The following is a 22,536-nucleotide window of genomic DNA, read 5'->3' as shown; positions in this document are numbered from 1 at the left end:
TCAACGACGCGCCGGTGTCGGTCCGGCGACGTCGACAACGTCAGAACAGCTTCGCGAACTTGTCGACGTTCGTCGCGTCGTACGTGTACGGCGGCCCGAGCGCGGCTTCGCGGTTGGCGTCGAGCGTCACGCTGCCCAGGCGGCCCACGGACACGCTGGCGCCCGGTTTCGCTTCGGCCTTGCCCTTCACGAACTGGTCGGCCGCATAGGTGGCCGCGTAACCCAGGTCGATCGGGTTCCAGATCGCGAATTCCTTCACGGCGCCGCTCTTCACGTGGCCGGCCATCTCGGACGGCAGGCCGAGGCCCGTCACGTAGACCTTTCCGACGAGGTTCTCGTCGGAGACGGCCTTGCTGGCCGCGACGATGCCCACCGTCGTCGGGGCGATGATCGCCTTGAGGTCAGGATGGCTGCGCAGCAGGCCGATGGCCTCGCGGTAGCTCTTGTCGGACTGGTCGTCGCCGTACACGGTGGCCACCAGCTTGATCTTCGCGTACTCCGGCTTTTGCAGCACCTTCTTCATCACGTCGATCCAGATGTTCTGGTTCGTCGCCTGCGCCGACGCGGACAGGATCGCGATCTCGCCCGCGCCCTTGATCTCGTCGGCCGCCATCTGGATCTGCTTTTCGCCGATCAGTTCAGCATTCGACGGGTTCAGCTGCATCTGCCGGCCCTCGGGCGCGATGCCGCTGTCGAACGAGACGACCTTGATCCCGCGCTGCATCGCCTTCTTCGCGATCGGCACCAGCGCGTTCGGATCGTTGGCGGAGATGACGATGGCGTCGACCTTTTGGCTGATCAGCGAGTTGATGATCTCGATCTGGCCCTCGGCGCTCGGCGTCGTCGGACCGGTATAGATCACTTCCACGTCGCCCAGCTGCTTGGCCGCTTCGTCGGCGCCCGTGTGGGCCGCGTCGAAGAAGCCGTTGCCGAGGTTTTTCACGACCATCGCGATGCGCGTCTTTTCGGGCTTCTTCTGGCCGCAGCCGGCGGTGCCGGCCAGGATGCCGACGGCCGCCAGCGCGACGAACAGGTGTGTTGGCTTCAATGCGCTGCCTCCAGTTGCGAATCCAGCCGCGGGTCGAGCTGCGCGTCCAGATGGAACAGCGCGGCCGACTGCAGGTCGAACTGCGGGTTAAAAAAAGGTGCACCGACGTTCGGCGCCACTTCGTCGGGTTCGACGGTGACGACCTTGACGCCGTATTGTTCGAGCGTCTGGACGGCTTTCTCCGAGACGCCGGTGTCCGTAATGACGGTCGAGACGCGATCGAGGCCGCACAGGATCAGGCCCGCCTTGCGCGCGAACTTGGAACTGTCGGCCAGCACGATCAGTTCCTCGGCCTGGCTGATCAGGCGCTTCTCGGCCTGGATCAGGAGCGGGTCCGCTTCCATCAGTCCGAGCAGCGACAGGCCGTAGACGCTCATGAACATCTTGCCGGCGTAGTGGTGCTGGGTGATGTCGTTGTCGAACGGCGACAGGATCACGTTCTGCTCGCGGTAGACCTTCCCGCCGGGGACGATGATCTCGTTCTCGCTCGACACGAGCAGGCGCTCGGCCATCAGGAACGAATTGGTCAGGATCTTGAGGTGCTTGTCGGCCAGGAATTCGGCCATCATGAACGTCGTCGTGCCGCCGTTGATGATGATCGTTTCGCCCTCGGCGCACATGCCGGCCGCGTGGCGCGCGATGGCCCGCTTGCGCGCCGCATAGCACTGGATGTTGTTCTGGAACGTTTCGCTCGACAGCGGGAACTGCCGTTTCTTCGGCAGCAAATTCTCGGCGCCGCCGCGGGTGCGGGTGAGCAGGTTGCGGGCTGCGAGCCAGCTGATGTCGCGCCGGACCGTTGCCGGTGACGCATTGAGCCATTCGACGAGTTGCTGGACCGTCGCCGTCTGATGCTCGGCGAGCAGTTTCAGCAAACGCTTGCGGCGTTTGTGATTCACCATTTGTCTCCTCCTAATGCCGTCTGTTTTTGTGATGCGGCGGGACAACGTCATGCCGGAAGCCGCGTTGTCTGGGAAAAAGAGTAAAGAGGAGTTGCAGCGGCGTCAATCGTTAAATGATCAACCAATTGATTATTTGGGCGCGGTGTGGCGCTCAAATGCGCGTTTCGATCAACCGGATGATTAAATCGCTCTTGCTCACGATCTTGATCGGTTCTGCGTTGACACTGCTCGGCCCCCTGAATTCTACTGTGCCCGGATGCCGTGACCGTGGATCGCCGCGGCGCAGGTGAAGGAGACGGGATCCCCGCCCTCCGACGACAGATAACGCATATGGAGATTTTTTAATGGGTGCAATGAGCGACACGAAGCAGAAGGAACCGATTACGTCGCGCTGGGACGACCAGCACGCTGCCTCGCTGAGCGAGCCGGAATTGCTGCTGTACCGTTCCAACCTGCTCGGTTCGGACCTGCGCATCACGAATTTTGGCGGCGGCAATACGTCGGCCAAGATCGCGATGACCGATCCGCTCAGCGGCGCGCAGGTCGAGGTGTTGTGGGTGAAAGGGTCGGGCGGTGACCTCGGGTCGATCAAGCTGGACGGCTTTTCGACCCTGTACATGGACAAGCTGCAGGCGCTGAAAGCCCGCTACCGCGGCCTGGATCAGGAGGACGAGATGGTCGGCTACCTGCCGCACTGCACGTTCAACCTGAACCCGCGCGCCGCCTCGATCGACACCCCGCTGCATGCCTACATCGACCGTAAACACGTCGACCACATGCACCCGGACTCGGTGATCGCGATCGCCGCCTGCAAGAACAGCCGCGCGCTGACCGAAAAGATCTTCGAAGGTGAGCTGGGCTGGCTGCCGTGGCAGCGTCCCGGCTACGACCTGGGCCTGAAACTGGAAAAACTGTCGCAGGAACAGCCGCAGCTGAAGGGCATCATCCTCGAGGGCCACGGCCTGTTCACCTGGGGCGACACGGCCAAGTCGTGCTACGAGACGACGCTGGCGATGATCAAGCGCGCCGACGAATGGCTGGCCGCGAACGTCAGGCAGCCCGTGTTCGGCGGCCAGGTGGCCGACGCGCTGCCGGCGCAGGAGCGCGCGGCCCTCGTCGCCCGCCTGATGCCCCTGCTGCGCGGGAAGATCAGCCAGCAGGAATACAAGCTCGGTCACTTCGACGATTCCGACGCGGTGCTGGAATTCGTCTGCAGCGCCGACCTCGCGCCGCTGGCCGCGCTGGGCACCTCGTGCCCGGACCACTTCCTGCGCACCAAGATCCGCCCGCTGGTCCTCGATTTCGACCCGGCCGCGCCCGATTTCGATCGCCTGGTGAATGGTCTCGATCAGGCCCTGAGCGATTACCGCGCCGATTACACGGCCTACTACGAGCGCTGCAAGCGCGCGACGTCGCCGAAGGTCCGCGACGCCAATCCGATCATCTACCTGATCCCGGGCGTCGGCATGCTGTCGTTCGCGAAGGACAAGGCCACCGCGCGCATCGCCGGCGAATTCTACGTCAACGCGATCAACGTGATGCGCGGCGCGAACGGCGTCGACGAATACGTCGGCCTGCCGGAACAGGAAGCGTTCGACATCGAATACTGGCTGCTCGAGGAAGCCAAGCTGCAGCGCATGCCCAAGCCGAAGAGCCTCGCGGGCCGCATCGCCCTCGTGACGGGCGGCGCCGGCGGCATCGGCCAGGCCGTGGCGCGCCAGCTGCTGCAGGAAGGCGCGTGCGTGATGCTGACCGATATCGACGCCGAAGCGCTGGAAGGCGCAAGCCAGGATCTCGTGAAGGTCGCCGGCAAGGACAGCGTGGCGACCGTGCAGGCGAACATCACGAGCGAGGACGAGGTGGCCGCGATCCTGGCGGCGAGCTGCTTGCGCTTCGGCGGCGTCGACCTGCTCGTCTCGAACGCCGGCATCGCCTCGGCCGCGCCGCTGGACGAGACGTCGCTGGAAGTCTGGAAGCGCAACCAGGACATCCTCGTCACCGGCTACTTCCTCGTCAGCCGCAACACGTTCCAGATCATGAAGCAGCAAAAGCTGGGCGGCAGCATCGTCTTCGTCGGCAGCAAGAACGGCCTCGTGGCGTCGGCCGGCGCGGCCGCGTACTGCACCGCGAAGGCGGCCGAGATCCACCTGGCCCGCTGCATCGCGCTGGAAGGCGCCGAGCACGGCATCCGCGTCAACGTCGTCAATCCGGACGCCGTCATCCGCGGTTCGCGCATCTGGGACGGCAAGTGGAAGGAAGAGCGCGCGGCCTCGAACAAGATCGGCGCCGACGACGTCGAAGAGTTCTACCGCAAGCGCAGCATGCTGAAAAAGAGCGTGTTCCCGGAAGACATCGCGGAAGCCGTGTACTTCTTCGCCAGCGAAAAGTCCGGCAAGAGCACGGGCAACGTGCTGAACGTCGATGCGGGCAACGCGGCAGCGTTCACGCGCTGACCGCTCGCCAGTCCATGCGGGCTGGGTTACTATTTAAAAGATGAGCGGCACCGCCGGACGCGGTGCCGCCGACGACAGGAGACAGGTATGACGACCCTCATCGACGCCGGACTGGTGGCCGAGCACAATGCCAAGGCCGCAGCCCGGCTGCAGGCCGACTATGACGCACTGGGCGGGATGCTGGCGCGCCGCGGCCGCGATATCGAAGAACTGACGGCGCTCGCGCAGCGCTTCGCCGTGGCCGTGCCCAGCTGGGGCGTGGGCACGGGCGGCACCCGCTTCGCGCGCTTCCCGGGCCGCGGCGAACCCCGCAACGTGTTCGAAAAGCTGGACGACTGCGGCGTGATCAACCAGCTCACGCGCGCCACCCCAAGCGTGTCGCCGCACTTCCCGTGGGACAAACCGACCGACGCGAAAGAGCTGCGCCAGCACGCGGATGCGCTGGGACTGGCGTTCGATGCCGTCAACTCGAACACCTTCCAGGACCAGCAGGGCCAGGAACACACGTATAAATACGGCAGCCTCACGGCGCTGAACGCCGCGACGCGCGCGCAGGCCGTCGCGCACAACATCGACTGCATCGAACTGGGACGCGAGCTCGGGTCGAAGGCGCTGACCGTGTGGGTCGGCGACGGCGCCAACTTCCCCGGCCAGAGCAATCTGCGCGGCGCGCTGGAGCGCTACCTGGAAAGCATGCGCGGCATCTACGCCGCGCTGCCGGACGACTGGAACGTCTTCATCGAGCACAAGCTGTTCGAGCCGGCGTTCTACGCGACCACGATCGCCGACTGGGGCACCAGCTTCGCCTGCGCCACCGCGCTCGGCCCGAAGGCGAAATGCCTCGTCGACCTCGGCCACCACGCGCCGAACACGAACATCGAGATGATCGTCGCGCGCCTCGCGCAGTTCGGCAAGCTGGGCGGCTTCCACTTCAACGACAGCAAATACGGCGACGACGACCTGGATTCCGGCTCCATCAACCCGTTCCAGCTGTTCCTGGTCTTCAACGAGCTGTCCGACGCCGCGCTGCGCGAAGGCCCGACGTTCGCGCCGGCGTACATGCTGGACCAGTCGCACAACGTGACGGACCCCGTCGAGAGCCTGATGAACAGCGCCGTGGAAGTGCAGCGCGCCTACGTGCAGGCCGCGCTGGTGGACCGCGCCGAGCTGGCCGCGCTGCAGGAGTCCAACGACGTGCTGCTGTCGGCGCAGGCGCTGAAGACGGCGTACCGCACCGACGTGTCGGCCATCCTCGCGATGGCGCGGGTGCGCGCGGGCGGCGCGGCCGACCCGGTGGCGTGCTACCGCGCGAGCGGCTACCGCGACCGCGTGGCCGGCGCGCGTCCGGCGAAGGCGGGGGCGAGCAGCAGCGGGATCGTGTAAAGCCGAGGTAGAAGAGCGTCGTTCCCGCGCAGGCGGGAACCTGAGTTTTGCGTGAACGCACACAGACTTGGGCCCCCGCCTGCGCGGGGGCGCCGGGGTTATGCAAGCGCCAGCAGCGCTGGCGCGTTTCGCCCACCCGCCCCAGGAGTCCCCCGCATGAGCCAGCGCTCCCCGCGCATCGCTTTACTGGCGGCCGCGCTGTCGTGCGCCTTCGCCGCGCACGCCGCCGGTCCGTCGGCCGCCTTCGCCGACGTCGCCGCACACCTCCAGGCGCCGCCGCCCGACGCCGGTCCCATGATGCGCTGGTGGTGGTTCGGCCCCGCCGTCGCCAAACCCGAGCTGGAACGCGAGATCCTCGCGATGAAGGCCGGCGGCATCGGCGGCTTCGAGATCCAGCCCGTGTATCCGATGGAACTCGACGATGCCGCGCGCGGCATCCATAACGTCCCGTACCTGTCTCCCGAATTCCTCGACGCCGTCGGCTTCGCCAACCGCACGGGCCGCGCCAACGGCCTGCGCGTCGATATGACGCTGGCCAGCGGCTGGCCGTACGGCGGGCCGCACGTCACGGTCGACGAGGCCGCGGCGCGGCTGCGCCAGGCCGTCGTCGACGTGCCGGCCGGCGCCTCCAGCTTCGCGCTGCCGGCCGTCATGAGCGGCGAAAAGCTCGTCGCGACCTTCATCGGCGCCGACGTCGACCCGGCGGCGTTGCGGCCGCTTTCCGCCGCGGCCGGGGCCGACGGCCGCGCGCCGGTCGCACCGGCGAACGGGCCGCGCAAGGTCGTCGCCTACATCGCCAGCCGCACGGGCCAGCAGGTCAAGCGCGCGGCGCTGGGCGCGGAAGGCTTCGTGCTCGACCACCTGAGCCGCAAGGCCATCGACCATCATCTCGCCACCGTCGCCGAGCCGCTGATGAAAGCGTTCGGCGACGCGCCGCCGTATGCCGTGTTCTCGGACAGCCTGGAAGTCTACAGCACCGACTGGACGGACGATTTCGTGGCCGAATTCAGGAAGCGGCGCGGCTACGACATCGTGCCGCACCTGCCGGCCGTGTTCACGGGCCAGGGGCCGGATGCGGCGGCCGTGCGCCACGACTGGGCGCTGACGCAGACGGAGCTCGTGGAGGAGCGTTATCTGATGCCGATCGACGCCTGGGCGAAACGACACGGCACGCGGTTCCGCTCGCAGACGTACGGCGAGCCGGCCGTCTCGCTGTCCAGCAACCGCCTCGTCGCGCTGCCGGAAGGCGAGGGGCCGCAGTTCCGCGAATTCTCGTTCACGCGCCTCGCGACGTCGGCCGGCCACCTGTACGGCCGTCCCGTGATCTCGGCCGAGACGTGGACGTGGCTGCACTCGCCCGCATTCGCCGCGACGCCGCTGGACATGAAGGCGGAAGCGGACCGCATGCTGCTCGAAGGCGTGAACCAGTTCGTGGGCCACGGCTGGCCGTACACGCCGCCGGGCACGCTCGAACCGGGCTACGCATTCTATGCGGCTGCCGTGTTCAACGACCACAACCCGTGGTGGAACGTGATGCCGGACGTGACGGGCTATCTGACGCGCATGAGCTGGCTGATGCGCCAGGGCGAGCCCGCGAACCAGGTCGCCGTGCTGCTGCCGAACGATGACGTGTACGCGGCCCTCGTGCCGGGCAAGGTGTCGCTGTCGGCGGAGATGCACAAGTACGTGACGCCGGCGCTCACCGCGCAGATCCTCGACGCGGGCCAGAACCTCGACTACATCGACGCGCAGGCGATCCTCGCGCTCGGTGTCAGGCATCCCGTGCTCGTGATGCCGCACGTGACGCGGCTCGCGCCCGACGTGATCGACAGGCTGGCGGATTACGTGCGCGGCGGCGGGAAGATCGTCGCCGTGGGCGGCGCGCCGGCGCTGGCGCCAGGATATCTGGATGCGGCGCGCATCTCGGCAAGCGTGGCGGCGAAGGCCAAGGCGCTGTTCGCGAGCCCGAACGTGCGCGTGGTGGCGGACGACAACGCCGTCGGCGCCGCGCTGCAGGCCGTGCTGGCGCCGGACATGAAGCTCTCCGCGCAGGCGGCCGACGTCGGCTTCGTGCGGCGCCGGCTGCGCGACGCGGACGTGTATTTCATCGCCAACACGAGCAACCGCCCCGTGCATGCGGAGGCGAGTTTCGCGGCCGTGCGCAAGGCGGCCGCGTGGATCGATCCGGACAGCGGCCGCATGACGGCCGCCACGCTGCCGGCGCGGCTCGACCTGGCGCCGTACGAATCGCGCGTGCTCGTGCTGGCCGATGCGCTGCCGGCCGCGCCGGCGCCCGCGCCCGCCGCGGCCACGACCGAGATCGCCGACCTCGGGCGCGGCTGGAACCTGACGTTTCCGGGCAGGGCGCAGGCCGTGCGGCTGGACGCGCTGCGTTCGTGGACGGACATTGATGCGGCCCGCTATTTCTCGGGCGTCGCCACGTACGACAAGGAGGTCGAGCTCACGGCCGCGCAACTGAAGTCGCGCCGCATCGTGCTCGACTTCGGCCCCGGCACGCCGCTCGCGTCGACGCCGAAAGTCCCGGCCGGGATGCGCGCGATGTATGAGAGCCCCGTGCGCGAAGCGGCCCAGGTGGTCGTGAACGGACGCCGCGCGGGCGCCGTCTGGCATCCGCCCTATGCCGTCGACGTCACGGCATTCCTGCGGCCGGGCCGCAACCGCATCGAGGTCCAGGTGGGCAATCTCGCGCTGAACGCGCTGGCGGGCCACGCGCTGCCGGACTACCGGCTGCTGTGGGCGCGCTACGGCCAGCGCTTCGTCCCGCAGGACACGGCGCTGATCGCGCCGCAGCCGGCGGGCCTGCTGGGCCCCGTCAGGCTGCTGGGCGAGGGCGGGCAATGATCACTACGCAGAACAGGACGATAACGACATGAAGACGATCCGACGACTTTCCCTGCTGGCCGCGGGCGTCGCGCTGGCGCTGCCGGCGTGGGCGCAGACCATGGCCGCCTATCCGCTGCCGACGCCGACCATGCAGGCCATCATCGACAAGGACATCGCCCGCCATTTCGGCGACGCGCCCCTCGACGCCGGCCCGCTGGCGACCGACCTGTCGCCCGAGCTGACGCCGGGGGCGATCGACAAGGTCCTGCGCCGCGTGGCCGACTGGCAGCTGGCGCGCGCCCAGCCGTGGTTCTCGCGCATCTGGACCGAGAGCGTGATGTACACGGGCTTCATGGCGGCGTCCGAGGCGACGGGCGATGCAAAATACCGCGACGCGATGCTCGCGATGGCACGCCACTTCGACTTCCAGGAACGCTCGCGGCTGCCGAACGCGGACGATCTCTCGATTGCCCAGACCTACCTCGACCTGTATTTCCAGGAGAAGAGCCCGGGCATGCTGACCTTGACGAAGGCCGAGATGGAAGACCTGCTGCCGCTGGCGACGCTCAAGCCCAACGACGCGCGCATTCCGTGGTGGTGGTGCGACGCGCTGTTCATGGCGCCGCCCGTGTGGGCCAAGATGTACAAGGCGACGGGCGAGCGCAAATACCTCGACTACATGCACGTGAACTGGAAGCGTACGTACGACCTGCTGTACGACAAGGACGAACACCTGTATGCGCGCGACGCCAGCTACAAGGACAAGCGCGAGCCGAACGGCAAGAAGATATTCTGGTCGCGCGGCGAAGGCTGGGTGATGGGCGGCCTCGCGCGCGTGCTGGACTACGTGCCGGCGGACGATCCGCAACGCGGCTTCTACGTGCAGCAGCTGCGCGAGATGGCCGATAAAATCGCTTCGCTGCAGGACGCGAACGGCCTGTGGCACGCGGGCCTGCTCGATCCGAAGACCTACCCGCTGCCGGAGCTTTCGGGCTCGGCGCTGTTCGTGTACGGCATGGCGTACGGCGTGAACCACGGCCTGCTCGACGGCGCGAAGTTCCGGCCCGTGATCGCGAAGGCGTGGGCCGGCATCCTCAGGAACGTGTATGCGGACGGCCGCGTCGGCAATATCCAGCAGACCGGCGCCGAGCCGGCGTTCTACCGGCCCACGTCCAGCTACGACTACGGTGTCGGCGGCGTCATGCTCGCGGCCGCGGAACTCAAGCGCATGGCCCAGGGAGGCGCGCGATGAGCGGCCAGGCCGAAACCCGTGCATTCGTCATGCGGCTCAAGCCCGGCAACGTCGACGAGTACAAGCGCCGCCACGACGCCATCTGGCCCGAGCTGGCCGACCTGCTGCGCGCCGCCGGCATTTACGACTATTCGATTTTCCTCGATGAGGACACGCTGCAGCTGTTCGCCGTGCTCAAGCTGCGGCCCGGCCACACGGTCGCCGCGTTGCCGGAGCATCCGGTGATGCGGCGCTGGTGGGACACCATGGCGCCGCTGATGGAGGTGGAGCCGGGAAACCGGCCGAGGGAATGGGCGTTGAAGCAGGTGTTTTACCTGGCGTGAGCCGGCCGCGGCATCGGCCCGCTGCTTCGATACGTCGCCCCGCGGAGGCGGGGGCCCAATGCCGAAGCTCGCTGCATTACAACGTCGCCCCCGCGCAGGCGAGGGCCCAATGTCGAAGCTCGCTGCATTACAACGTCGCCCCCGCGGAGGCGGGGGCCCGATTTCACACGGTGCGGCAGTGCCAAACTTGGGTTCCCGCCTTCGCGGGAACGACGATTGTTATCACGGGAACGACGGTTGTTATCACGGGAACGACGGTTGTTATCACGGGAACGACGGTTATTATCACGGGAACGACGGTTGTTATCGCTGGAGCGACGGTTGTTATCGCGGGACCGACGGGGTTTTATTTCGCCGGATCGAGCAGCCCCCGCGCCTTCAGCCATTCCTCCGCCCGTTTCGGCCAGTCGGACGCGGTCCCGAGTCCGGCCTTCATCCCCATGCCGTGACCGCCATGCTCGAACAGATACATCTCGGCCGGCACCTTCGCCCGCGTGAGCGCCTGGTAGAACAGGATGCTGTTCTCGACGGGGACCGTCCGGTCTTCCTGCGTGTGGATCAGCAGCGTGGGCGGCGTGGCGGCCGTCACCTGCTTCTCGACCGACATCAGGCGCACCTCCGCCGCCGACGGGTTCGCGCCCAGCAGCGCCTTGCGCGAGCCCGCGTGCACGGCCGGGCCGTCCATCGTGATGACGGGGTACAGCAGCATGAGGAAGTCGGGGCGGGCGCTGACCTTGTCGAGTTCCGCGCCCGTGCGGCCCAGCGGATGGTCGAACAGCGTGCCGGCGCTGGCCGCCAGGTGGCCGCCGGCGGAGCTGCCCATCACGCCGATGCGGTCGGGGCGGATGTGGTACCGTGCCGCTTCGGCGCGCACGATGCGTACCGCGCGCAGCACGTCGCGCAGCGGGGCCGGATGGCCGAACTCCTGCATCCGGTATGTGAGCACGAAGCTCGTGACGCCGAGCGTGCCGAGCCATGCCGCGTACTGCTCGCCCTCGCGCTGCGTGGACAGCCGCACGTAGCCGCCGCCCGGGCAGATGATGACGGCCGTGCCGTTCGGACGGTCGACGGCGGGGCCGTAGACGGTCAGCGTCGGTTCACTGACGTTGGACGTGTGGCCGTTCTCGACGTGTTCGGGGCCGAGTCCCGGCTTCGCGTCCGGCACGCCCTCGGGCCACAGCGGGATCACGGCGGTGGCCGGGATTTGCGGCGCGGCGCGGGCCGCGTCGACGGAGCCGGCGAGGAGGGCGCCGGCGACGAGTTTCATGCAAAGTCTCCTGTTTTCATTCGAACGATTCATCATGAGGTCCTGACATGGTAAAGCTTGGGTGGTTCGGCGGCGCGCTGTTGTGCGCGGGCCTGCTGGGGTGTGCGACGACGACGGCGCCGGTGGCCGGCGCGCTCGGCGCACTGGATATCGTGACGACGCCGGCGGCGCGGCTGGACGGCGTCTGGCAGGAACGCGCGGACGGCGTCATCGCGGTGGCGGGCAAGCCGTCCGGTTTCATCGCCACGCGCGACGCGTACACGGATTATCGCTTGCACGTGGAATGGCGCTGGCCCGGCAAGCCGGGCAACGGCGGCGTGCTGCTGCACGTGGCGTCCGGACCGAAGGATGGCGTCTGGCCCTACAGTATCCAGGTACAGACGAAGCACGGCGCCGCGGGCGACCTGCTGCCGATGGCGGGCGCCACGTTCAGCGAGCCGCTGACGAGCGCCCCGGGCGCCTACCCGGCGATCAAGGCGCACACGGCGCCCGACAGCGAGCGCGCGCCGGGCGAGTGGAACAGCATGGACGTGCTGGTGCGCGGCGGCTGCATCGACGTGACGATCAATGGCGTCCGCCAGAACAGCGTCACCATCGCGCAGCCGGCGACGGGCCGCATCGGCTTCCAGCTCGAGGGCACGCCGTACGAGCTGCGCAACCTGCGCGTCGAGCGCCTGTAACGCGCCGGCGCGGGCTGGTGGTGGGCGCATGGGTGGCTTCCCGGTTGTTCGGATCCGCCCATTGTTGCAGCCGCGGTGATCGTCAACCGATCATTTTCCTGATTCTTTGGCTGGACCGGTTTTGACGGGCGACGCCGCTCGCATAGAATGGGTCGCAGAACAACGAGACCGGACCCCCGCCATGCCGCTGCTTTCCCCGCTGTTTTCCCCGCTGTTTTCACGGTTGATGCGCGCCGCCGCGCTCATCTTCCTTTCCATCGCCTGTGCCCAGGCCCAGACCCTGCCGCCGGCCGTCAATACGGACCCGGCGCGCGCCCAGGTCACGCTGCCGGAGCCCGCGAATCCTCAGCTGCCGTCGCTGATCCTGATCGGCGATTCCACGGTCCGCAACGGCCGCGACGACGGCCAGGGCAAGGGCGCGGCGGGCCAGTGGGGCTGGGGCAATCCGATCGCCGCCTGGTTCGATCCGGCCAAGGTCAACGTCGTCAACCGCGCCGTCGGCGGGCTGTCGAGCCGCACCTACATCACGAGCGGCCACTGGGAGCGCACGCTGGCCTTCGTCAAGCGGGGCGACATCGTCGTCATGCAGTTCGGTCACAACGACGCCAGCCCCGTCAACGACACGAGCCGCGCGCGCGGCACGATCCGCGGCACCGGCGACGAGACGCAGGAGATCGACAACCTCCTCACCCACAAGCACGAGGTGGTGCACAGCTACGGCTGGTATCTGCGCAAATTCGTGGCCGACATCCGCGCGAAGGGCGCCACGCCCGTCATCTGCTCGCCGATCCCGCACAAGCAGTGGGACGCGGCAGGCCACGCGAAGCGCGACAAGGACACGTACGGCGGCTGGGCCGCTGCCGTCGCCAAGGCCGAAGGCGTCGGCTTCATCGACCTGAACGAAGGCATCGCGCGCCGCTACGACGCGCTGGGCATGGAGGCGGTCAGGCAGCTGTTCCCGCAGACGGTGCCGGACGAGCACACGCACACCAACTGGGCCGGCGCCGTGCTGAATGCGCAGGTCGTCGTACAGGGACTCGAGGCGCTGGGCGATCCGCGCATCGCCGCGTGGCTGAAGCCGCAGGCGCCGGCCAACCCGCAGCCGCCGGCGCGCGAGGACGACCGCCCCGTCGTGGATGCCCGCACCGTGCACGACGAAGCGCCGCGCGACGCGAGCCTGCCGACCTTGTACCTCGTTGGCGATTCGACGGTGAAGAGCGGCGGCATGCGCGGCATGATCGGCTGGGGCGAGCGCATCGCGCCTTACTTCGACGCCCGCAAGATCAATGTGGTGAACGCCGCCATCGGCGGCCGCAGCAGCCGCACGTATTTCACGGAAGGCCGCTGGGACAAGGTGCGCGACCAGCTCAAGCGCGGCGACGTCGTGCTGGTCCAGTTTGGGCACAACGACGGCGGCCGCATCGGCGACCCGGCGATGAAGAACCGCGCGTCGGCGCCGGGCATCGGCCCGGAGACCGTGGAAGACACGCGGCCGGACGGCAGCAAGGAACAGGTGCACAGCTTCGGCTGGTACATGGCGCGCTACGTGGCGGACGCGAAGGCGAAGGGCGCGACCGTGGTCCTGCTGGCGCCCGTCCCGCACCGCGACCGCTGGCAGGAAGGCCGCGACTTCGCAACGTTCGCCGACTGGGACCGCCAGGTGGCCGCGGCCAGCGGCGCGCAGTTCATCGACTTGACCCTGCTCGTGGCGGACGGCTACAAGCGGCTCGGGCCGGAGCGCGTGAACGGACTGTTCGCCGACGCGCGCACCCACACGAATGCGGCCGGCGCCGAGTTCAACGCGGAGCGCGTCGTGGCCGGGTTGAAGGCGCTGCCGGGCAATCCGCTCGGGCCGTATTTTGCCGACCGGGCGGTGGCGGCGCAATGAGGCGCGGCCTCGCCGCCCTGGCGGCACTGACGGCGCTCGCCGGGCAGGCCGATGCAGCCGCACCCGCGGCCTGCACGGACTGGGGCAGGCCGGGCGCGGTGCTCGTCCGGGACGATTTCAGCGGCCCGCTCGCGGGCTATGTGGCCGAGTATGCGCGCAAGCCAGGCAACGTCGTCGAGAACCGCGACGGGCGGTTGCTGATGGACGTCGACTCGGGCGCCACCGTGTGGCTCGACAAGCCGCTGTCCGGCAATCTCCTGATCCGCTTTACGCGCCGTGTCGTCGTCGCCGGCGGCAAGAACGACCGCCTGTCCGACCTGAACGTGTTCTGGATGGCGCGCGATCCCGCGCGCGCCGACCTGTTCACGCGCAGCGGCAAGTTCGAGGACTACGACGATCTCGCCATGTACTACGTCGGCATCGGCGGCAACCGCAACACGACCACGCGCCTGCGCCGCTACGGCGACGGCGAGCGCAAGCTAGTCGGCGAATACGGCGATGCCCCGCACCTGCTCATGCCGAACCGCGACTACCGCATCGAGATCGCGGTGTACGGCGGCTGCACGCGCGTGCGCGTGGACGGCGCGGACTGGTTCACGTACCGCGACCCGCATCCGCTCACGGCCGGCTACCTGGGTTTGCGCACGACGTGGTCGCGCCAGACGGTGGACGACCTGACCATACAACGACTCGAATAAGCAGGAGACTTTTGATGAACCGATCGAAGCCGCGCCACAGGCTGGCGCTGGCGCTGGCCGCCGCCGTCGCGCTGGACGCATCCGCCCAGCAGGCCCCGGCGCCGCAGGAAAAGGGCCCGGTCGCGGCCGACGCCATGCTGCATGCGCTGGCAGTGCATTACCCGACGCCATACCGCGCGATGGACGCGGCCGAGGTCAAGGCCGTGCTGGACCGCGTGTTCGACTACCTGGACAAGGTCACGCCGGCCGAGGTGATCGACAAGACGACGGGCGCACCGATCGCGGACCTGACCCGGCCCGATCCGAACGCCGTGTTGAAGCCGGGCGACTTCCGCCTGACGAGCTATGAATGGGGCGTCACGTACTCCGGCATGCTGGCCGCGGGCGCGGCCACGGGCGACCGCCGCTACACCGACTACGCGATCAAGCGGCACCAGTTGCTGGCCGCGCTGACGAAAACGTATCTGCCGGGCGTCATGGCGGACCGCGAACATGCGCCGGCGCCGATCAAGAGCTTCCTGAACCCGCACGCGCTGGACGACGCCGGGGCGCTGTGCCAGAGCTTCCTGAAGGCGAAGCTGGGCGAGGGTGGCGTACGTTCGCCCGTCGATTACACGCAGATGATCGGCATCTGCGGCGACTTCGTCGCGAAGAAGGAATACCGGCTGAAGGACGGCACCCTGGCGCGGGGCGGCCCGGACGGCCATGGCGGCGCCAGGATGCGCCCGCTGCCGGACACGCTGTGGCTGGACGATATGTTCATGGGCGTGCCGACCATCGCCTACCTGGGCAAGGCGACGGGCGACCGGCGCTATTACGACGACGCGGCGCGCCAGGTGCTGCAGTTCTCGAAGCGCATGTTCAATCCGCGCCTCGGCATCTACATGCACGGTTACGTCGAGGGCTTGCGCGACCACCCCGAAATGCACTGGGCGCGCGCCAACGGCTGGGCCGTGATGGCCATGGTCGAGGTGCTGGAGGTGCTGCCGAAGGACCACAAGGATTACAAGGCCGTGCTCGACCAGCTGCGCGCCCACATCAAGGGCCTCGCCAGCTACCAGACCAAGGATGGCTTCTGGCACCAGCTGATCGACCGCAACGATACCTACGAGGAGACGTCGGCCACGGCGATCTACGCGTACGCCATCGCGCGCGCCGTCAACCGCGGCTATGTCGACGCGCAGGCCTACGGGCCGATGGCGAACCTGGCGTGGGATGCCGTCGCGAGCCGGGTCAGGCCGAACGGGCAGATCGACGGCATCTGCGTGGGGACGGGCATGGCGTTCGATCCGGCGTTCTACGCCTACCGGCCGACCAGCGTGAAGGCGGCGCACGGCTACGGTCCCACGCTGCTGGCGGGCGCCGAGATCATCGCGTTGAACCGCAGGTTCAAGTTCGGGATGAACGACAGCGCCCTGATGTACCAAGGCGCGCGCGACTGACCGTCAGACCTCGATCACGAGGTCGGGCCGGAACGCCGCCTGCTCGCCCTTGTTCGCATAGCCGAGCGGATTCGCGACGACGCGGCAGCGCCAGCCAGTGCCTTCGACGACGTAATCGTTCGCGCAATGCAGGTGGCCGTGCATCCACACGTCCGCGAACGGCAGCAGGTCGTCCAGCGCGTTGCAGAAGCCGGCCGTGCCGGGCGAGACGCCGTAGCGCGGGTCGGCGCTGCGCAGGGTCGGGGCGTAATGGGTGACGGCGATGGTGGTGCCGTCGAACGGCGTCGCCAGCGCGGCGCGCAGCCAGGCCTGGCATTCGAACGACAGTTCGCGCTGGCCCTCGGCCAGCAGCGGCTCGCCGTTCACCAGCGTCGTGTTCCCGCTCAGGTAGTAATTCGCGGCGCGGAAGGCTTTTTCGCGCTGCTTGAGCTGGCGCGTGATGTCGGTCTCGCCGGACGCCAGCGCGTCGAAGTCGGCCCACAGCGTGGTGCCGATGAAGCGCACGTCGCCGATCGTGACTGTGGCGCGGTCGAGCCATGTGATGTCCAGCGCGGCGCACGTCGCGCGCAGGCGCGCCTGCGTGGCGTCGAAGTCGAGGCCATCGAATTCGTGGTTGCCGGGCACGTACAGCACGCGCGCGCCGGCGCCCGTGTGGGCCCGGGCGAAACGGGCGAGCCCGAAGTCGTCGGTGGCGAGGCGCGAACGGGCCTGGTACGAGCCGATGTCACCGGCCAGGACGACGACGTCCGTGTCGGCAAGGATGGTCGGCTGGAACCCGGGATCGCGTTCGAGGTGGAGGTCGGAGAAGAGCTGGATGCGCATCGCCGGAGTATACCGCCTTCCGGCAGGCCGCCGCCGCGCGCATCCGGGCTGCTGGATTACTTGTGGGCGGCGTCCTGCATCTTCTCGCCCGCGCGCTCCAGGCCGCGACCGGTGGCGGCCGTCGCGTCCTTGGCGCCTTCCTTCACGTTCTGGGCGGCTTCGTGCGATTCCTGGCGGACTTCGGCACCGGCCTGCTGCAACTGGTCGCCGGTACGGTCGGCCGCGGCCTTCACGTTCTCGTTGGCCTGCTGGGCCGCTTCCTTCGCGTTCTGGCCGGCCTGCACGGCGGCGGCATTGGCGTTGGCGGCGGCTTCCTTGGACTCGGCGGCCGCCTTGGCGCCGGCGTCGTCGAGGGCCTTGCCGGCTTCCTGGGCCGGGCCCATGCCGTTCTTGTCCTCGGCCTTGTGGCAACCGGTGACCAGCACGGCGACGGCCAGCATGATGCTCGAAATGGTGGTGGCTTTCATGAAATTCTCCTGTAGGAAGTTGTCACTTAGATTACACAATCCCGGAAAGATGCGGCGTACGATACGCCCGCGCCGGCCCTGCAGCTTGTCATGGCGCCGCGCCGGTGGCACGATGCCCCCTTGCGGACAACGACCAGGAGAACACCGTGAGCGACACGACCACATTGAAAGAAACGGCGACCGCCTTCCTGCGGTTGACCGCCGGCGGGCAAGTCGACGACGCGTTCGCGCGCTACGCGGCGCCGGGTTTCCGGCACCACAACCCGTATTTCGCGGCGGACGTCGCGACCTTGCGGGCGGCGATGAAGGAGAACGCGGTCCGTTTCCCGCACATGGTGTACGAGGTGCAACGCGCGATCGCCGAGGGCCCGCTGGTGGCCGTGCATGCGCGTGCCGTCATGGAAGAGGGGGGAATGGAGCTGGCGACCGTCCACATCCTGCGCTTCGAGGAGGGACGCATCGCCGAGATGTGGGACATCGCCCAGGCGGCGCCCGTCCCGATGGCGAACCGGGACGGGATGTTCTGACGCGACTCAGATCGCCCAGCCGCCCGCGTAGAACACGGCCAGCGCGACGGCGATGCTGACGGTGCCGAAGTTCAGCTTGCGCCACTCGCCGGCCAGCACGCGGCCGATCACGAGGGTGCAGAAGCCCAGCATGATGCCGGTCACGATATTGCAGCTCAACAGGATGAACACGGCGCACACGAGGCCGGACAGCGCGTCCAGCTTGTCATCCATGTTCATGTGGGCGACGCTGCTCAGCATCAGCAGGCCCACGTACATCAGCGCCGGCGCGGTGGCATACGACGGCACGAGGCCGGCCAGCGGCGAAAAGAAGATCAGCACGAGGAACAGCAGGCCGACGACGGTCGCGGTCAGGCCGGTGCGGGCGCCGGCCGCGGTGCCGACACCCGATTCGATGTAGGCCGCGGCGGGGGCGCCGCCGACCAGGCTCGAAAAGATCGAACTCAGCGAATCGGCCGTGAGCGCCTTGCCGCCGTTGTGGATGTAGCCGCGCGCATCGACCTGGCCCGCCTGGCCGGCCACGGCGCGGATGGTGCCGGTGGCGTCGAACACCGCGGTCATCACGAGCGCCAGCACGCTGGGCAGCACGGCCGCGGTCAGCGCGCCCTTGATGTCCATCGCGCCGATCAGCGACGCATGGCCCGGCGCGCTCAGTTGCGGCCAGGAGAAGATGCCCGTGAAGTGCACCTTGGGATCGAACGCGAGGCCGAGGGCGGAAATGCCGATCACCACCAGCAGGATACCGCCCGGCACCTTGCGCTGTTCCAGGCCGAAGATGGCGGCCAGGCCGAGGATGCTCATCAGCACCGGGAATGCGGTGACGTGGCCCAGCGCCACCGGCAGGCCGGGGCTGGCGTTCTTGACGATCAGGCCGACGTCGCTGGATGCGATCATCAGCAGGAACAGGCCGATGCCCACGCCGGTGCCGTGCGCCACGCCGGCCGGCAGGTTCTGCAGGATCCACGAGCGTACGCCGGTCACGGAAATCGCCGTGAAAATGAGGCCCATCAGGAACACGGCGCCCAGCGCGACGGCGGGCGTGAGGCCTTTGCCCAGCACGAGGCCGAAGGCCGTGAACGCGGTCAGCGAAATGGCGCAGCCGACCGCGATCGGCAGCCGTGCCCACAGGCCCATGAGCAGCGAGCCGAATGCCGCGGTCAGGCACACGGCGACGAAGACGGCGCTGACGTCGAACCCCGCCTGGCCCAGCATGCCCGGCACGACGAACACGGAGTACACCATGGCGAGGAAGGTGGTGACGCCGGCCACGACCTCCCGCCGTTGCGTGCTGCCGCGCGCGGTGATCTGGAAGTACTGGTCGATTTTACCGGCAGTGGCAGGTGGGGATGTGAAAGCATCTTCGCGCTCGATGCGCTGGAGTTGAGGCTGGGACATGCGGCTGCTCCTGTGTTATGGCCCGTCGCGCGCCGCGTGGACGCGTCGTCGGGTGTCTCGTCGTTATGAGTCTAGAAGCTTAGGCCCGAAGTCAAGCGGCAGGACATGCGGCGGGTGCATAGGGACTATAAGGAAATCCGTATTGCCTTTGGCCGCAATGGACTTTTTTGCATGCCTTTCCGGCATCAGGCGAGACGCACGGACAGCTCGACGTCGGTCCCGAACGGCATCGACAGGTAGCCGTTCGCCGGATCGCGCACGCGCGCCAGGTAGGCCGGACTGTGGTCGGCGTTGTCGGCCACGATGGCGGCCCCCGGCCGCAGGTGCGCTTCCAGCAGGGTGAGGATCTCCGGATACAGGGCCTTGGCGCCGTCCAGCAGCACGAGGTCGATCGCGGCGGGCAGGCCGGCGGCGAGCGTGTGCAGCGCGTCGCCGGTGCGGATCTCGACGAGGTCCCCGAGGCCCGCCGCCGCCAGGTTCGCGCGCGCCCGCTCGACCTTCTCCGGCTCGAATTCGCTCGTGATGAGCCGGCCGCCGCCATTGTCGCGCAGCGCCGCGGCGAGGTGGATGGTCGAGATGCCGAACGACGTGCCGAATTCGACGATCGTCCGGGCGCGGCCGGTGCGTGCCAGCATGTAGAGCAGCGCGCCCGTGTCGCGCGCGACCGGCAGCGCGAGATCCTTGAGGCGGGCGTACAGGTCGCGGTAATCCGTCCTGCTGCGCATGAGACGCGTGACTTCCGCGTGCGGGACGTCGCCGAAGAGCGCCTGCGGCGACTGGGCGTCCGCCTCGGCGAACAGGCGCGCGAGCAGCGGCGCGACGGGCGGCGTGGCGAGGGTGTTCGTGATCTGCATGGTGGTTCCTTGTGGTGGGTGAGTGACCCGGTTATTATGCGAATAATCCTTCAGGTTTTCTATTCGCATTTCGGAACACGCCCATGACCGCACGCCGCCGCCCCCAGATCGCCTCGCGCAAGCTGCCCAAACAGGCCCGTTCCAGCGACCTCGTGGCGGCCGTGCTGGAAGCGGCCCTTCAGGTTCTGGCGACCGAAGGCGCGCAGCGCTTCACGACGACGCGCGTGGCGGAAAAGGCGGGGGTGAGCGTCGGCTCGCTGTACCAGTACTTTCCGAACAAGGCGGCGATCCTGTTCCGCCTGCAGAGCGACGAGTGGAACCGCACGACGGCGATGCTGTGCGCGATCATCGAAGACGCGGGCAGGCCGCCACTGGACCGGCTGCGTTCGATGGTGCACGCGTTCGTGCGGTCGGAATGCGAGGAAGCGGCGATGCGCGTGGCGCTGAACGACGCGGCGCCGCTGTACCGCGACGCGCCCGAGGCCAGCGAAGCGCGTGCGGCCGGCGAGGCGGCCATCGCGGCGTTCATGCGCGAGACGCTGCCGCGCGCATCGCAGGCGACGCGCGCACTGGCGGCCGACCTGTTGATGGACACGTTCACCGCGGTCGGCAAGCAGTTCTCGGAGCGGCCGCGCACCCCGGACGAGATCGCGGCCTATGCCGACGCGCTGGCGGACATGCTGTGCGCGTGGCTGGAGCGGCTGGCGGCGCGGTAGGGTGGGCGTTCGAGGCCGGGGGCTCCGAACGAAACATGCCCACGCGGGCGTCAGCGCCCCAGCACCTGCGCCAGATAGGCCTCGTGCGTGGACACCGGCGCGACCGCCTCGGCCAGCTGGCGCGCGCGCTCGCGCACCCATTCGAGCGACTTCTCGGCGGGCAGCTGGTTGAACGTCGGATCGCTGCGCTCGGGCCAGTGGTGCATGCCGGCGTGGATCGCGAGCCAGCTGTGGCCGTCGAAGCCTTCCTCCTCGTACTGGTGCAGCGCGCCCGTATGGCGCCACGCGTGCAGCTTGTACGCCAGCGTTTCCGGCAGTTCCGTGGCGGCCATCGCGGTCCAGAACGGCGTGTCGCGGCGCGCCGTCAGGCAGTAGTGCATGAGGATGAAGTCGCGGATGCGTTCGAACTGGCGCACGAGGCCCGTGTTGTACGCATCGATGGCCGCCGCCGGTACGGCGCCGCCCCGCTGCAGCAATGTCATCAGGCGGCCGATCCCGACCTGCACGAGGTAGATGCTGGTCGATTCCAGCGGCTCGAGAAAGCCCGTCGCGAGGCCGATGCCGACCACGTTGTGGGACCAGAAGCGGGCGCGGTGGCCGGTCGTGAAGCGCAGCAGGCGCGGTTCCGCCAGCGCTTCGCCGTCGAGCTGCCGCAGCAGCTGTTCGCGCGCCTTGTCCTCGTCGATGAAGCGGGTGGAGAACACGTGGCCGTTGCCGGTGCGGTCCTGCAGCGGGATGCGCCACGCCCAGCCCGCATCCAGCGCCGTCGCGCGGGTATAGGGCGTGAGGGCGGTGCCGACGCGCGCGGACGGGCACGCCCATGCGCGGTCGACGGGCAGCCAGCGGCTGAAGTCGACGAACGGTTCGCCCAGCGTGCGGCCCAGCAGCAGCGACGTGAAGCCGGAACAATCGATGAACAGGTCGGCCCCGACGACACGGCCGTCGTCCAGCTTGAGCGACGCCACGCCGCCGTCCTGGCGGCGCGCCACGTCGACGACCTTGCCCTCGGTGCGGCGCACGCCGCGCCCGATCGCGATGTCGCGCAGGAAGCGGGCATACAGGTTGGCGTCGAAGTGGTAGGCGTAGTTGAAATGGGCGGCGTCCTTGCCGGGCGCGCAGAAGCGGTCGTTCAGCGCCATCACCGTCGGCAGGCATTGTTCGCCGAACGCGGGCAGGCCGGCGTTCACGTGGCGGCGATACTGGCCCCACAGCGCGTTGGGGCCGTCCAGCTGGCCGAAGTCGCCGAACGTGTGGTAATAGTCCTCGCCGCGCACGCGCCAGTCGCAGAACTTGATTCCCAGCTTGTATGTGCCGTTGGTGGCGCGCAGGAAGTCGGCTTCCGGGATGCCGAGGATCTGGTGGTAGGCGCGGATCGACGGGAAGGTGGCTTCGCCGACGCCGACGATGCCGATGTCCTCCGACTCCACCAGTTCCACCGTCGTGCCCTTGAGGCCCGTGGCCAGGGCCGCTGCGGTCATCCACCCGGCCGTGCCGCCGCCGAGGACCACGATGCGTTCGTAAGTCATGCTGTCTCCTGATGATATGCATAACGATTGTACTGATGTGTTTACGGCGCGC

General features: G+C 68.4%; 20 protein-coding genes. 12 read left to right on the top strand and 8 right to left on the bottom strand.

What is annotated here, in order from left to right:
• Positions 1 to 40 precede the first annotated feature (40 nt).
• A complete protein-coding gene (gene rhaS / locus ACEN9Q_RS12630) occupies positions 41 to 1,048 on the bottom strand; it encodes a rhamnose ABC transporter substrate-binding protein (protein WP_056451080.1) in 1,008 nt (335 codons plus the stop codon).
• Complete coding sequence (locus ACEN9Q_RS12625; RefSeq protein ID WP_056451083.1) at positions 1,045 to 1,947, bottom strand: DeoR/GlpR family DNA-binding transcription regulator; 903 nt, start codon at positions 1,945 to 1,947, stop codon at positions 1,045 to 1,047. The genes rhaS and ACEN9Q_RS12625 overlap by 4 nt, the downstream gene beginning before the upstream one ends.
• 49 nt (positions 1,948 to 1,996) lie before the next feature.
• Between ACEN9Q_RS12625 and ACEN9Q_RS12620 the strand changes: the two genes are divergently transcribed.
• The 6 genes from ACEN9Q_RS12620 (at position 1,997) to ACEN9Q_RS12595 (ending at position 10,202) form a co-directional block, all read left to right on the top strand.
• Positions 1,997 to 2,131, top strand: a complete 135-nt coding sequence (locus ACEN9Q_RS12620) for a hypothetical protein (protein WP_267874997.1) — start codon at positions 1,997 to 1,999, stop codon at positions 2,129 to 2,131.
• Between the two features lie 160 nt (positions 2,132 to 2,291).
• Positions 2,292 to 4,400, top strand: coding sequence for a bifunctional rhamnulose-1-phosphate aldolase/short-chain dehydrogenase (locus ACEN9Q_RS12615; protein ID WP_157202174.1), 2,109 nt, complete (start codon positions 2,292 to 2,294; stop codon positions 4,398 to 4,400).
• Positions 4,401 to 4,487: 87 nt separating this feature from the next.
• A complete protein-coding gene (gene rhaI / locus ACEN9Q_RS12610) occupies positions 4,488 to 5,783 on the top strand; it encodes an L-rhamnose catabolism isomerase (RefSeq protein ID WP_495628669.1) in 1,296 nt (431 codons plus the stop codon).
• Positions 5,784 to 5,939: 156 nt separating this feature from the next.
• Positions 5,940 to 8,645, top strand: a complete 2,706-nt coding sequence (locus tag ACEN9Q_RS12605; protein WP_495628668.1) for a glycosyl hydrolase — start codon at positions 5,940 to 5,942, stop codon at positions 8,643 to 8,645.
• 28 nt (positions 8,646 to 8,673) lie between these two features.
• Positions 8,674 to 9,879, top strand: coding sequence for a glycoside hydrolase family 88/105 protein (locus ACEN9Q_RS12600; protein ID WP_495628667.1), 1,206 nt, complete (start codon positions 8,674 to 8,676; stop codon positions 9,877 to 9,879).
• On the top strand, positions 9,876 to 10,202 hold the full coding sequence (locus ACEN9Q_RS12595) for an L-rhamnose mutarotase (RefSeq protein WP_495628666.1): 327 nt from the start codon (positions 9,876 to 9,878) through the stop codon (positions 10,200 to 10,202). Before ACEN9Q_RS12600 ends, ACEN9Q_RS12595 begins: the two co-directional genes overlap by 4 nt.
• A 346-nt stretch (positions 10,203 to 10,548) precedes the next feature.
• Here ACEN9Q_RS12595 and ACEN9Q_RS12590 read toward each other — a convergent pair whose 3' ends face one another.
• Entirely contained in the window at positions 10,549 to 11,469 is a 921-nt protein-coding gene (locus ACEN9Q_RS12590) for an alpha/beta hydrolase (protein WP_495628665.1), read from the bottom strand.
• A gap of 47 nt (positions 11,470 to 11,516) precedes the next feature.
• On the opposite strand from ACEN9Q_RS12590, the gene ACEN9Q_RS12585 reads away from it, so the two are divergent.
• The 4 genes from ACEN9Q_RS12585 (at position 11,517) to ACEN9Q_RS12570 (ending at position 16,177) form a co-directional block, all read left to right on the top strand.
• Positions 11,517 to 12,149, top strand: coding sequence for a 3-keto-disaccharide hydrolase (locus ACEN9Q_RS12585; RefSeq protein ID WP_056451098.1), 633 nt, complete (start codon positions 11,517 to 11,519; stop codon positions 12,147 to 12,149).
• Between the two features lie 181 nt (positions 12,150 to 12,330).
• Complete coding sequence (locus tag ACEN9Q_RS12580) at positions 12,331 to 14,037, top strand: rhamnogalacturonan acetylesterase (protein ID WP_495628664.1); 1,707 nt, start codon at positions 12,331 to 12,333, stop codon at positions 14,035 to 14,037.
• Positions 14,034 to 14,735, top strand: coding sequence for a DUF6250 domain-containing protein (locus tag ACEN9Q_RS12575; protein WP_495628663.1), 702 nt, complete (start codon positions 14,034 to 14,036; stop codon positions 14,733 to 14,735). The genes ACEN9Q_RS12580 and ACEN9Q_RS12575 overlap by 4 nt, the downstream gene beginning before the upstream one ends.
• A 14-nt stretch (positions 14,736 to 14,749) precedes the next feature.
• Positions 14,750 to 16,177, top strand: coding sequence for a glycoside hydrolase family 88/105 protein (locus tag ACEN9Q_RS12570; RefSeq protein ID WP_056451104.1), 1,428 nt, complete (start codon positions 14,750 to 14,752; stop codon positions 16,175 to 16,177).
• A gap of 3 nt (positions 16,178 to 16,180) precedes the next feature.
• Here ACEN9Q_RS12570 and ACEN9Q_RS12565 read toward each other — a convergent pair whose 3' ends face one another.
• The gene (locus ACEN9Q_RS12565; RefSeq protein ID WP_056451106.1) at positions 16,181 to 16,999 is read right to left on the bottom strand and encodes a metallophosphoesterase; all 819 of its coding nucleotides are present in this window, start codon (positions 16,997 to 16,999) and stop codon (positions 16,181 to 16,183) included.
• 56 nt (positions 17,000 to 17,055) lie between these two features.
• Positions 17,056 to 17,466, bottom strand: a complete 411-nt coding sequence (locus ACEN9Q_RS12560) for a hypothetical protein (RefSeq protein ID WP_229412919.1) — start codon at positions 17,464 to 17,466, stop codon at positions 17,056 to 17,058.
• A gap of 146 nt (positions 17,467 to 17,612) precedes the next feature.
• On the opposite strand from ACEN9Q_RS12560, the gene ACEN9Q_RS12555 reads away from it, so the two are divergent.
• Complete coding sequence (locus tag ACEN9Q_RS12555) at positions 17,613 to 17,993, top strand: nuclear transport factor 2 family protein (protein ID WP_056451110.1); 381 nt, start codon at positions 17,613 to 17,615, stop codon at positions 17,991 to 17,993.
• Positions 17,994 to 17,999: 6 nt separating this feature from the next.
• Here the strand turns inward: ACEN9Q_RS12555 and ACEN9Q_RS12550 are convergent, their stop codons facing one another.
• Together ACEN9Q_RS12550 and ACEN9Q_RS12545 are read right to left on the bottom strand one after the other, a co-directional pair.
• Positions 18,000 to 19,388: an NCS2 family permease gene (locus tag ACEN9Q_RS12550; RefSeq protein WP_495628662.1), complete on the bottom strand. Its 1,389-nt coding sequence runs from the start codon at positions 19,386 to 19,388 to the stop codon at positions 18,000 to 18,002.
• Positions 19,389 to 19,573: 185 nt separating this feature from the next.
• Positions 19,574 to 20,242, bottom strand: a complete 669-nt coding sequence (locus ACEN9Q_RS12545; RefSeq protein ID WP_495628661.1) for an O-methyltransferase — start codon at positions 20,240 to 20,242, stop codon at positions 19,574 to 19,576.
• Positions 20,243 to 20,325: 83 nt separating this feature from the next.
• Here ACEN9Q_RS12545 and ACEN9Q_RS12540 point away from each other — a divergent pair, with 83 nt between their 5' ends.
• The gene (locus tag ACEN9Q_RS12540; RefSeq protein ID WP_056451118.1) at positions 20,326 to 20,958 is read left to right on the top strand and encodes a TetR/AcrR family transcriptional regulator; all 633 of its coding nucleotides are present in this window, start codon (positions 20,326 to 20,328) and stop codon (positions 20,956 to 20,958) included.
• A gap of 50 nt (positions 20,959 to 21,008) precedes the next feature.
• Here ACEN9Q_RS12540 and ACEN9Q_RS12535 read toward each other — a convergent pair whose 3' ends face one another.
• Positions 21,009 to 22,484, bottom strand: a complete 1,476-nt coding sequence (locus ACEN9Q_RS12535; RefSeq protein ID WP_495628660.1) for a tryptophan halogenase family protein — start codon at positions 22,482 to 22,484, stop codon at positions 21,009 to 21,011.
• Positions 22,485 to 22,536: the final 52 nt, after the last annotated feature.

The organism is Massilia sp. Masssp93 (assembly GCF_059491295.1).
The sequence above is the reverse complement of the archived record's forward strand: the minus strand, read 5'-3'. Positions and strand labels throughout refer to the sequence as shown.

What these genes read in the sequence shown, in the direction of transcription:
- ACEN9Q_RS12585 (WP_056451098.1), top strand. Translation starts at nt 11,517, where the DNA reads ATGGTAAAGCTTGGGTGGTTCGGCGGCGCGCTGTTGTGCGCGGGCCTG.
- ACEN9Q_RS12590 (WP_495628665.1), bottom strand. Translation starts at nt 11,469, where the DNA reads ATGAAACTCGTCGCCGGCGCCCTCCTCGCCGGCTCCGTCGACGCGGCC.
- ACEN9Q_RS12565 (WP_056451106.1), bottom strand. Translation starts at nt 16,999, where the DNA reads ATGCGCATCCAGCTCTTCTCCGACCTCCACCTCGAACGCGATCCCGGG.
- rhaI (WP_495628669.1), top strand. Translation starts at nt 4,488, where the DNA reads ATGACGACCCTCATCGACGCCGGACTGGTGGCCGAGCACAATGCCAAG.
- ACEN9Q_RS12535 (WP_495628660.1), bottom strand. Translation starts at nt 22,484, where the DNA reads ATGACTTACGAACGCATCGTGGTCCTCGGCGGCGGCACGGCCGGGTGG.
- ACEN9Q_RS12545 (WP_495628661.1), bottom strand. Translation starts at nt 20,242, where the DNA reads ATGCAGATCACGAACACCCTCGCCACGCCGCCCGTCGCGCCGCTGCTC.
- ACEN9Q_RS12625 (WP_056451083.1), bottom strand. Translation starts at nt 1,947, where the DNA reads ATGGTGAATCACAAACGCCGCAAGCGTTTGCTGAAACTGCTCGCCGAG.
- ACEN9Q_RS12620 (WP_267874997.1), top strand. Translation starts at nt 1,997, where the DNA reads ATGCCGGAAGCCGCGTTGTCTGGGAAAAAGAGTAAAGAGGAGTTGCAG.
- ACEN9Q_RS12570 (WP_056451104.1), top strand. Translation starts at nt 14,750, where the DNA reads ATGAACCGATCGAAGCCGCGCCACAGGCTGGCGCTGGCGCTGGCCGCC.
- ACEN9Q_RS12615 (WP_157202174.1), top strand. Translation starts at nt 2,292, where the DNA reads ATGGGTGCAATGAGCGACACGAAGCAGAAGGAACCGATTACGTCGCGC.
- ACEN9Q_RS12580 (WP_495628664.1), top strand. Translation starts at nt 12,331, where the DNA reads ATGCCGCTGCTTTCCCCGCTGTTTTCCCCGCTGTTTTCACGGTTGATG.
- ACEN9Q_RS12600 (WP_495628667.1), top strand. Translation starts at nt 8,674, where the DNA reads ATGAAGACGATCCGACGACTTTCCCTGCTGGCCGCGGGCGTCGCGCTG.
- ACEN9Q_RS12575 (WP_495628663.1), top strand. Translation starts at nt 14,034, where the DNA reads ATGAGGCGCGGCCTCGCCGCCCTGGCGGCACTGACGGCGCTCGCCGGG.
- ACEN9Q_RS12605 (WP_495628668.1), top strand. Translation starts at nt 5,940, where the DNA reads ATGAGCCAGCGCTCCCCGCGCATCGCTTTACTGGCGGCCGCGCTGTCG.
- ACEN9Q_RS12595 (WP_495628666.1), top strand. Translation starts at nt 9,876, where the DNA reads ATGAGCGGCCAGGCCGAAACCCGTGCATTCGTCATGCGGCTCAAGCCC.
- ACEN9Q_RS12540 (WP_056451118.1), top strand. Translation starts at nt 20,326, where the DNA reads ATGACCGCACGCCGCCGCCCCCAGATCGCCTCGCGCAAGCTGCCCAAA.
- ACEN9Q_RS12560 (WP_229412919.1), bottom strand. Translation starts at nt 17,466, where the DNA reads ATGAAAGCCACCACCATTTCGAGCATCATGCTGGCCGTCGCCGTGCTG.
- ACEN9Q_RS12550 (WP_495628662.1), bottom strand. Translation starts at nt 19,388, where the DNA reads ATGTCCCAGCCTCAACTCCAGCGCATCGAGCGCGAAGATGCTTTCACA.